We start from the raw sequence: 9,431 nt of genomic DNA, 5'->3' as shown, positions 1-9,431 counted from the left end.
CGGACTCGGCACCGACCGAATCAACTGGAACGGAGGTCGCCTGAAACAAGCCGATCCACAGGTATTGACAATTCCTCCGCAGCGCCTCGTTCCTGGCAATCGCGTACAGCCAGGGGCGCAGCTTGTCGGGTTCCCGCAACTTGTCCAAAGCTGTTGCGGCAGTGCAGAACACGTCCTGGACGCAGTCCGCGGCAGCATCGCGGTCCCGGACCATGCCGACGCAGAAGTCGTGGAGCCGGTCGGCATAGCGGTCATAAATACCGGCAAATGCCATGCGGTCTCCGGAGAGCGCGGCGCCGACCAAGTCGGCGTCGCTGACAATGTCCCAATCTGGCACTGCGGTCATGAGACGGGCTCCCGTACCGGATCGATCGCCGGTATGCACTGATGCTAATCCGGCGAAGGCGAGATGGTTTGCCGAATCAACGAGCATCGGCGTTGGCTTCATTGAGGAGAACGAGAGCAGCCTGGACCCGGTTCAACACCGGACCCGGCTGCGTCTCGAATCCGCGCAGGCGGGGTGCCATCACGGCCAGTCAGTGCTTCTTGTGGTCGGAGTGCTTCCAGTCCCAGTCGTACCAGTGCCAGTAGTAGTGGCAGTGCTCCCAGTCCCACCAGGCCCACGAGCAGTAGTCGTGGCCCCAGGTCTGCGGAGCAGGGATGGACGGCTGGGCTTGTGCGGTGCCCGCCGTCAGGCCCATGCCGGCCAGGGCCATGCTGCCGGACAGCAGCGCTGCCGCGGCAGCCCGCTTCGCAAGAGACTGCCGCTTGGCAGGGGTGTTGTTGGTCATTTCGCGCTCCTTGTTCGGTGTTGCAGACGCCCCGTGCGGGCTCTGTCATAGGTAGGAGCGCGACCCCCGGACGCCGGGGACACTTTTTTTCGGAAGAATCCGAATTGCCACGAAAAAACTTGTCAGACTCTGCTGCCGGCAGTGCTCATACCAGCATGAGCAACCATTCACCCACCCCGTGGAACCCCGACACCGACAACACCATCGCGGCTGACGCCATAGACGCCGGCCCGCGTTCGGCGACCTTCTCCCGGCTCGCGTACAGCGACCAACTCGACATACCCGATGCGCCGGAGGACGAACTCACCGTCGCCGTCGGCACCGACGACGGCCGCTGGGCCCGGCGCCGCGTGGCGCTTGCCCTGGGCGGCGCGGCCAGTGTGATCGTGGCGTCGGCCGCCGTGGCATTCACCGCGATCGGTTCACTGGACGCGGGCACCTCCGTGGCGGCCGCCGGCGGCTCGACTGCCGTTCCCGCGGCCGCGCCCGCCGTTCTGGTGCAACCGCCGTCGGCGCTTCCGGCACCCTCTGCCCCGCAGGCAGCACCGGCCGCTCCGGTGGTTCCCGACCACGTGCCGGCGGCCGTGCCCCAGCGACCGGCCGCACCGGTCGTCACCGCGGCACCCGCGGCCGCACCCGCCCCGGAAGTCGCACCACCGGCTCCCGCCCCCGAGGTGGTCCCGGCACCGCCGCTACAACCGATGCCCACGTTCCCGCCGATCGTCATCAATCTGCCGGCGCCGCCGGCGGCACCGCCGAAGGAACCGCCCACCAAGCCTGAACCGCCGGTGCTGAAGGGCCCACTCGCCATTCCGAGCCCCGGAAAGACCCCGCCCGTCAACCCGAATCTGCCTCTGGATGCCGGCTGACATCACCAGACCCACAAGCCCGCCACGGTGGTTACCGTGGCGGGCTTTTCATTGACCCTGTACCCAGGGCGCAGTTGTCCGAGAGGCACACGCCCCCACGTCAGGATCAACGGCCCAACGCACCCAAGCCGCGTTGACCCTGTAACCAAGGCGCACTTCTGCGCGAGGCACACGCCCTCACGTCAGAGTCAACGGCTCAACGCCGGACGCCGGAACCCGCATCGCCGGTGGGAGGCGGCGGCGCTTCGAACGACGGCGGCGCAACCGACATCGGTGGACGCGTCACCGGGCCGGGCCTGCCGGCCGTGTGATCCGGTGGCGACGGCTGCGGTGCCGGCATCGGTTCGGCAGCCGGGGAATCCTGCTGGGGCTGCGGTTGCTGACTCGGCACCACCACCACCGGCGGTGCGACCGATTTGGTCGAAATCCCAGGCACCAGCATCCCTGGCGCGCTGGGCGGCGCGCTCCGCGGGGTGCTCGGCGGCGCGGAAAGCGGCGTCGTCGCGGGTGTATCCAAGGGCGCCGTGATGCCGCTGTCGACCGGTTCCCGGCCGTGGCGGGCAGGCCCGGTCAGCGTCCAGACCAGACCCGCAACCAGCAGCAGCGCGCAGGCGGCCAGGCTGATCGGCAGAGCCAGCCGGCGGCGTCGTTCCTCCGCGGGCGCGGTACCGACGCCGGGGTCGGCGCCGGCACCGGGGTCGGCGCCTGCACCAGGGTCGGCGCCTGCACCGGCGTCGGCGCCATCGACCAGATCGGTTGTCCAACAGACCAACTGAATGTCCGCAAGCGTGGTGTCCCGGAGCTCCTTCGGGGCCGGGATGAAGGGCATGGCGCCCAGTAGCGCCGCCGGACTCACCCGGCGGCCTCGTTCGGATTCGCACTCGGGACACGACTCGATGTGCCGGGCGATGCGTTTGCGCATCAACACCGTCATCGTTCCGTCCCAACCATCGAGCACCGCGGCAAGACCCGGGCATCGTGCCGGGTCCTGCTGGGTCTGCCGGGCCACCAGCAACGCACCGAGCGAGCGGCCGACCATCTCCCGGGCGCGATGGGTCAGGGTGTTGGCGGTGGCCGGGCTGACGCCGAGTGCCTTGCCGAGTTCCGGTCCGTCGAGCCCGTGGCGGTAGCTCAGTTCGATGACCTCGCGGTCACGGTCCGAGAGGCCACCGCAGGCCTCGCGGATCAGCTGGGCCAGGTCGACCTGCTCGGCCAGGGCGTCCGGACCGGCCTCTGCCGACGCGCCGTCGAGGTATTCGTCGTCGGCCGGCTGTTCGAGCTTGCGGCGCTGAATGTGCCGCAAGGCCTGGGAGCGCGACACCGCGTACAACCACGGCCGCAGCTTCTCGGGCTGGCGGAGCTTCGACAGCCCGGTCGCCGCGGTACAGAACGCCTCATGGACGCAGTCGGCAGCGGCGTCGCTGTCCCGGACCATGCGCACGACGAAGTCGTTGAGTCGGTCCGCGTAGCGGTCATAGATCGCGGCGAACGCCGCGCGGTCGCCCGAGGCGGCCGCGCGGGCGAGTTCCTCGTCGGGTGCTTCGTCCCAATCGATAAGCGCGCTCATCGGCGGGGTTCTCCTCCCCCCATCAGTAGTAGTAGGCCGGGTAGAAGCCGGTGTCGCCGTTGTCGCAGTTGACGTTGATGTCCCAGAACCGGTTGAGCGGAATGCCCGGCACGAAGAAGCCCGCCTCTCCGGCGGAGTTCTGGTAGGCCCGCGTGGTGAACCAGTCGGAGGTGTAGGTGCACCAGGTGCCCCCGCTGCCGCCGCTCCAACCGATCCAGATGCCGCCGTAGTGCGGCACCGGATTCACTCCCAATGGGTTCGCGTGCGCGGTTCCAGCGCCCGCCAGAGCTACCGGTACTGCCGCTGCCGCAGCAATTCCAGCAACGAACTTTTTCAGCTTGGTAGCCATTGTGCTCCGCCTGTCCTTCGCTCGGCCCGGTTGGCCTCGCTTGTATGTAGGAGCATCTCGCCGTATCAATCCTGACAAGTTTTTCCGAATTTGGTCAGGCATCCGCAAAGAAGTCTCAGACCGCGCAGATACCCGGGAGCAACCACAGCGGGTCAGGGCCGCAGGTGCCATGCCGGCAACCCCTTGCCAACACCGGGCCGCAATTACTAGGATATGCAAGTATCCCGGCGCGTGAGCCGAGAATCCCGAACTCTCCATAACTTTGGACGGACGTCATGACCACCCAGATTCCGCACTTCATCAACGGCCGGCGCACCACCGGCGAATCGACCCGCACCGCCGACGTGCTCAACCCCAGCACCGGCCAGACCCAGGCCCAGGTGCTCCTGGCGTCGGCCACCGACGTCGACGCCGCGGTGGCGGGTGCCGTTGTCGCACAACAGGAATGGGCGTCGTGGAACCCGCAGCGCCGGTCGCGCGTGCTGATGAAGTTCATCGATCTGGTGAACCAGAACAAGGACGAGTTGGCCCGCCTGCTCTCACTGGAACACGGCAAGACGTTCGAGGACTCGCTCGGCGACATCCAGCGCGGCGTCGAGGTCATCGAGTTCGCCGTCGGCATCCCGCACCTGATGAAGGGTGAGTTCACCGAGGGCGCCGGATCCGGCATCGACGTCTACTCGATGCGGCAGCCCCTGGGCGTCGTCGCCGGCATCACGCCGTTCAACTTCCCCGCGATGATCCCGCTGTGGAAGGCCGGACCCGCGCTGGCCTGTGGCAACGCCATCATCATCAAGCCGTCCGAGCGCGACCCCTCGGTGCCGCTGCGCCTCGCCGAGCTGTTCATCGAGGCCGGTCTGCCGGCCGGTGTCCTGCAGGTGGTCAACGGTGACAAAGAGGCCGTCGACGCCATCCTGGCGCACCCCGACATCAAGGCCGTCGGCTTCGTCGGCAGCACCGACATCGCGCAGTACATCTACTCGAACGCCGCCGCCAACGGCAAGCGTGCGCAGTGCTTCGGCGGCGCCAAGAACCACATGATCGTGATGCCCGACGCCGACCTGGATCAGGCCGTCGACGCCCTGATCGGTGCCGGCTACGGCAGCGCCGGCGAGCGGTGCATGGCCATCAGCGTCGCCGTCCCCGTCGGCGAGGAGACCGCAAACCGCTTGCGCAACAAGCTCGTCGAGCGCGTCAACCAACTGCGGGTGGGCCACAGCCTGGACCCGAAGGCCGACTACGGCCCCCTGGTCACCGGCGCGGCGCTGGAGCGCGTGCGGGGCTACATCGCCCAGGGCGTGGACGCCGGCGCCGAGCTCGTGGTCGACGGCCGCGAACGCGCCAGCGACGACCTCACGTTCGACGATGCCGACCTGTCCGGTGGCTTCTTCCTCGGCCCCACCCTGTTCGACCACGTCACCCCGGACATGTCGATCTACACCGACGAGATCTTCGGCCCCGTCCTGGTGATCGTCCGCGCCCACGACTACGAGGAGGCGCTGCGCCTGCCGTCGGAGCACGAGTACGGCAACGGCGTCGCGGTGTTCACCCGCGACGGCGACACCGCCCGTGACTTCGTCTCGCGCGTGCAGGTCGGCATGGTCGGCGTCAACGTGCCGATCCCGGTTCCGGTGTCCTACCACAGCTTTGGCGGCTGGAAGCGGTCCGGCTTCGGCGACCTCAACCAGTACGGGACGGCGTCGATCCAGTTCTACACCAAGGTCAAGACCGTCACCGAGCGCTGGCCGTCGGGCATCAAGGACGGGGCCGAGTTCTCGATCCCGACCTTCAAGTAAGGGCCTGCGTTGAGCATCGACCTCTTCGGACTCGACGACGACGAACGCGTGATCGCCGAAACAGCCGCCGCGTTCGCCGAAAAACGGCTGGCGCCAAACGCTTTGGCGTGGGATGCCGACGAGCACTTCCCCACCGACGTCCTGCGGGAAGCCGCCGAACTGGGCATGGCGGCCATCTACTGCAACGACGACGTCGGCGGCAGCGGGCTGCGCCGGCTGGACGGTGTGCGCATCTTCGAGCAGCTCGCTACCGCCGATCCGACCATCGCGGCGTTCCTGTCGATCCACAACATGTGCGCGTGGATGGTGGACAGCTTCGGCACCCCGGAGCAACGCAAGACGTGGCTGCCCAAGCTGGCCTCGATGGAGGCCATCGCCAGCTACTGCCTCACCGAACCGGGCGCCGGCAGCGACGCGGCGGCCTTGCGCACCAAGGCCGTTCGTGACGGTGACCACTACGTGCTCGACGGGGTCAAGCAGTTCATCTCGGGCGCGGGCGTCTCGGACGTCTACGTCGTGATGGCCCGCACCGGAGCCGACGGACCGCGTGGCATCTCGGCCTTCATCGTCGAAAAGGACACGCCGGGACTGAGTTTCGGCGCCAACGAGGAGAAGATGGGCTGGCACGCCCAGCCCACCGCCCAGGTGATCCTGGAAGGTGTGCGGGTGCCCGCCGAAGCCATGCTCGGCGGCTCGGACGGCGAGGGCACCGGCTTCTCCATCGCGATGAACGGCCTCAACGGGGGACGCATCAACATCGCCGCCTGCTCCCTGGGCGGCGCGCAGGCAGCCTACGACACGGCGCTCGGCTATCTGGCGTCGCGTGAGGCCTTCGGCGGGGCCCTGATCGACGAGCCGACCATCCGGTTCGCCCTCGCGGACATGGCGACCGCCTTGGAAACCTCGCGAAACATGTTGTGGCGGGCGGCAACCGCACTCGACACCAACAATCCGCGCAAGGTCGAACTGTGCGCCATGGCCAAGCTCCACGTGACCGAGGCCTGCTACACGGTGGCCGACCAGGCATTGCAACTGCACGGCGGCTACGGCTACCTGCGCGAGTACGGGCTGGAAAAAATCGTCCGCGATCTCCGGGTGCACCGCATCCTGGAGGGGACGAACGAGATCATGCGCGTGGTCATCGGTCGGGCGGCCTCGACCGCCGCACGCAACTGAGCGATTTGTGCACGAAAATCCGCGGCGAGCGCGGGAAATCGTGCACAAATCGCCGAGAACTCTAGGGAGGACACACTGATGGCGACGATCGCATTCCTCGGGCTGGGCCACATGGGTGGCCCGATGGCGGCCAACCTCATCGCGGCCGGGCACACCGTGCACGGCTTCGACCCGGTCCCGGCCGCCGCGCAGGCCGCACGGGAGCACGGCGCGACGACCTTCGACAGCGGCCCCGAGGCAGTGGCCGGCGCCGACGTCGTGATCACCATGCTGCCCAACGGCGATCTGGTGAAGCGCTGCTACGCCGACGTCCTGCCGGCCGCGGCACCCGGCACGCTGTTCATCGATTCGTCCACCATCTCGGTCGACGACGCCCGCGAGGTGCACCGTCTGGCCGGCGAGCACGGCTTCGCCCAACTGGACGCGCCGGTGTCGGGCGGCGTGAAAGGCGCGACGGCCGGCACGCTGGCGTTCATGGTCGGCGGCGAGGCCGAGGCCTTCGAACGCGGACGCGCGGTGCTCGAGCCGATGGCCGGCAAGATCATCCACTGCGGCGACTCGGGGGCCGGCCAGGCCGCCAAGGTGTGCAACAACATGGTGCTCGCCGTCCAGCAGATCGCGATCGGTGAGGCGTTCGTGCTCGCCGAGCACCTCGGCCTGGACAAGCAGTCGCTGTTCGACGTGATCACCGGTGCGACCGGCAACTGCTGGGCGGTGCAGGTGAACTGTCCCGTCCCCGGACCGGTCCCCAGCTCCCCGGCCAACAACGGATTCCAGCCCGGTTTCGCCACCGCCCTGATGAATAAGGACCTCGGTCTGGCGATGGCTGCGGTGCGCTCGACGGGGTCGTCGGCACCCCTCGGTAGCCACGCCGCGGACATCTACGCAAAGTTTGCCGCCGAGCATCCCGATCTCGACTTCAGCGCGGTAATCAACCGGCTGCGTCAATGATGTCGCATCACCATCACCGCACGTCACAGTGGTATTCGTTAGTTAACTGTGACATCGCGCGCATTAGGGCATAGGATGCGTGGGTCGCACAGGGAGGATTCGCGCCGCATGACTTTCAAATATTCCGCCAAGGGGGCCACCGCCTCGGCTACCGCGATTGCTGTGGCGTTTTTCGGGGCGGGCGTCGCCTTCGCATCGCCCGGCCCGTCGAGCCCGAGCAACCCGGGCACCGACCCGGCTCAGCCGACGCAGACGCAGCAGGCCAGCAAGAACAACGAGTCGGCCACGACGCCGTCGAGTGACCTCGGTACGGCCAGCAGCAAGACCGTCTCCAACTCGACCTCGAGCTCGACCGCCGGCCACACCGGCAAGACGGCCCGCAACAACGACAACGGCCTCGAGTGGGGTGACGACTGGAGCCTGGGTGGCTTCCCGCCGATCAACCTGTCGAGCATGCAGCCGCCGGAGGCCACCGTCGCCGTGCCGCTGTCCCTCGGCCTGCCCGGCCTGAGCCTGCCCAGCCTGGTGCTCGACGCCGGTCTCGGCGGTCTGGTGACGGCACTGGGCGGCCTCGCACTCGGCCAGATCACCAGCCTCTCCGCCGTGCCTGCGACCGCGACGCTGGGCGCCCCGGTCGCCGCTGCCGCAGCTCCGGCTGCGACTGCCGCCACCTTCGGCACCCTGTCCACCGTCGGCGACATCGCCAAGGTCTCCTCTGCGGCCGCTGCTCCGGCCCTGTCGGTTCCCGCCATGGCGGCTCCGGCGGTGGCTGCCCCGAGCCTCGGCGGCCTGCCGGCCATCGGCGCACCGGCCATCGGCTCGCTCGGCGCGCTCGCCGCACCGAAGCTGCCCGGCATCGGTCTGCCGAAGCTCCCGTCCGCCGGCCTGCCGGAGATGCCGGACTTCACCAAGCTCGGCACGCCCAAGCTGCCCAAGCCCGAAGACCTGCCCCACCCGGAGATCGGTCTGCCGAAGGCCCCGAAGGTCGGCCTGCCCGACATGTCGGACATCCCGCACCCGCAGATCGGCTTCCCGCCGCACCCGCGGATTTTCCCGAAGATCGGCCTGCCGAAGGTCAGCCTTCCGTGGTTCTGAGCCGCTGAAAGAGGCGGGGCTCGGCGCCCCGCCTCGACAAGTGAAAAGTTGTGAAGAACTGGTGGTCAGCCCTGGGCTGACCACCAGTTCTTGTGTAGGCGCTCGCACCCGGCGGCCAGCAGGCCGTCGTACTCGGCGCGCACCTGGACCGCCCCGGGGAATTCGTGGCCGGCCGAGTAGCCGGTGGTGACCACCAGCGTCGCCAGCTTGGCGGCCCGTGCCGCCCGGAAACCGCGGACACCGCCCGCGACCGCCAGTGCACTCTCGGGTCCCAGCCCCAACTCCCACAGGGCGTGGCCGTGCAGATCCGGCTCCCGGGTCGGACGCGGCAGATCGTCGGGCGTCACGATGGTCTCGGCGATGCCGTCACCCAGCAGCTGACGGACCAGCGGCTCCACCCAGGACCGGCTCCCGGTGCTGACCACAGCCACCGCCACCCCGGCGCCGAACAATCCGGCCGCCAGGTCGGCGAGGCCGTCGCGCGGGCTCACGTCACCATCGAGGACCGACGCCTCGAACAGGTCGGTCTTGGTGCGGTACACGTGGGCCGCGATCTCGTTGCTGACCCGCCCGTATCCGCGCCGGCGCAGCGCCGAGGCGACGCGCCGCTGTTCGTCGGCGATGCGGACCAGCCGGCCGTACTCGGCCACCGACCAGGAGATATCGAGCCCGTGTTCGGCGAAGGCGGCGTTGAATGCCACGCGGTGCCCGTCGCGCTCGACATCGGCCAGCGCACCGTCCAGGTCGAAGATCACCGCGCGCAGCGGGTCGATCACGGCATGGGCCGGGCGCGCCACATCCCACCAGAACGTGCGCTCCATACAACTCACCGACATG

General features: G+C 68.6%; 10 protein-coding genes. 5 read left to right on the top strand and 5 right to left on the bottom strand.

Translation table 11 applies throughout. From position 1 onward, the window contains the following. A partial coding sequence (locus tag ACJH6H_RS27115) for an RNA polymerase sigma factor (RefSeq protein ID WP_406776180.1) occupies positions 1 to 346 on the bottom strand: 346 nt, incomplete at its 3' end. Between the two features lie 190 nt (positions 347 to 536). Continuing rightward, entirely contained in the window at positions 537 to 791 is a 255-nt protein-coding gene (locus ACJH6H_RS27110; RefSeq protein WP_060998932.1) for a hypothetical protein, read from the bottom strand. A gap of 155 nt (positions 792 to 946) precedes the next feature. Here ACJH6H_RS27110 and ACJH6H_RS27105 point away from each other — a divergent pair, with 155 nt between their 5' ends. Then, positions 947 to 1,660 carry a hypothetical protein gene (locus ACJH6H_RS27105; RefSeq protein WP_064858363.1) on the top strand — a complete coding sequence of 238 codons (714 nt, stop codon included), beginning with the start codon at positions 947 to 949 and terminating at the stop codon, positions 1,658 to 1,660. A 196-nt stretch (positions 1,661 to 1,856) separates the two neighbouring features. Here ACJH6H_RS27105 and ACJH6H_RS27100 read toward each other — a convergent pair whose 3' ends face one another. After that, complete coding sequence (locus tag ACJH6H_RS27100) at positions 1,857 to 3,227, bottom strand: RNA polymerase sigma factor (RefSeq protein ID WP_204158427.1); 1,371 nt, start codon at positions 3,225 to 3,227, stop codon at positions 1,857 to 1,859. A 22-nt stretch (positions 3,228 to 3,249) separates the two neighbouring features. After that, positions 3,250 to 3,576 (bottom strand): hypothetical protein, encoded by a 327-nt coding sequence (locus ACJH6H_RS27095; RefSeq protein ID WP_064981178.1) that lies wholly within the window; start codon positions 3,574 to 3,576, stop codon positions 3,250 to 3,252. Positions 3,577 to 3,851: 275 nt separating this feature from the next. Between ACJH6H_RS27095 and ACJH6H_RS27090 the strand changes: the two genes are divergently transcribed. The 4 genes from ACJH6H_RS27090 to ACJH6H_RS27075 all read left to right on the top strand — a co-directional run bounded on the left by ACJH6H_RS27090 (position 3,852) and on the right by ACJH6H_RS27075 (position 8,594). Then, complete coding sequence (locus tag ACJH6H_RS27090; protein ID WP_061004492.1) at positions 3,852 to 5,372, top strand: CoA-acylating methylmalonate-semialdehyde dehydrogenase; 1,521 nt, start codon at positions 3,852 to 3,854, stop codon at positions 5,370 to 5,372. A gap of 15 nt (positions 5,373 to 5,387) precedes the next feature. Continuing rightward, complete coding sequence (locus ACJH6H_RS27085) at positions 5,388 to 6,548, top strand: acyl-CoA dehydrogenase family protein (protein WP_061004505.1); 1,161 nt, start codon at positions 5,388 to 5,390, stop codon at positions 6,546 to 6,548. 78 nt (positions 6,549 to 6,626) lie between these two features. Beyond that, a complete protein-coding gene (mmsB, locus tag ACJH6H_RS27080; protein WP_061004494.1) occupies positions 6,627 to 7,499 on the top strand; it encodes a 3-hydroxyisobutyrate dehydrogenase in 873 nt (290 codons plus the stop codon). Between the two features lie 108 nt (positions 7,500 to 7,607). Then, positions 7,608 to 8,594 (top strand): hypothetical protein, encoded by a 987-nt coding sequence (locus tag ACJH6H_RS27075; protein WP_346417061.1) that lies wholly within the window; start codon positions 7,608 to 7,610, stop codon positions 8,592 to 8,594. A gap of 65 nt (positions 8,595 to 8,659) precedes the next feature. On the opposite strand, the gene ACJH6H_RS27070 is transcribed toward ACJH6H_RS27075, so the two are convergent. Beyond that, a complete protein-coding gene (locus ACJH6H_RS27070) occupies positions 8,660 to 9,430 on the bottom strand; it encodes an HAD family hydrolase (RefSeq protein WP_267323914.1) in 771 nt (256 codons plus the stop codon). Between the last annotated feature and the right edge of the window lies 1 nt (position 9,431).

The sequence above is a fragment of the Mycobacterium sp. SMC-21 genome, from assembly GCF_045310825.1.
In the GTDB taxonomy this organism is placed as follows: domain Bacteria; phylum Actinomycetota; class Actinomycetes; order Mycobacteriales; family Mycobacteriaceae; genus Mycobacterium.
Note: the sequence above shows the minus strand (reverse complement) of the source record. Positions and strands in the feature narration are given on the sequence as shown.

Coding starts and splice junctions, on each gene's coding strand:
- ACJH6H_RS27075 (WP_346417061.1), top strand. CDS start 7,608: ATGACTTTCAAATATTCCGCCAAGGGGGCCACCGCCTCGGCTACCGCG.
- mmsB (WP_061004494.1), top strand. CDS start 6,627: ATGGCGACGATCGCATTCCTCGGGCTGGGCCACATGGGTGGCCCGATG.
- ACJH6H_RS27070 (WP_267323914.1), bottom strand. CDS start 9,430: ATGTCGGTGAGTTGTATGGAGCGCACGTTCTGGTGGGATGTGGCGCGC.
- ACJH6H_RS27095 (WP_064981178.1), bottom strand. CDS start 3,576: ATGGCTACCAAGCTGAAAAAGTTCGTTGCTGGAATTGCTGCGGCAGCG.
- ACJH6H_RS27105 (WP_064858363.1), top strand. CDS start 947: ATGAGCAACCATTCACCCACCCCGTGGAACCCCGACACCGACAACACC.
- ACJH6H_RS27090 (WP_061004492.1), top strand. CDS start 3,852: ATGACCACCCAGATTCCGCACTTCATCAACGGCCGGCGCACCACCGGC.
- ACJH6H_RS27100 (WP_204158427.1), bottom strand. CDS start 3,227: ATGAGCGCGCTTATCGATTGGGACGAAGCACCCGACGAGGAACTCGCC.
- ACJH6H_RS27110 (WP_060998932.1), bottom strand. CDS start 791: ATGACCAACAACACCCCTGCCAAGCGGCAGTCTCTTGCGAAGCGGGCT.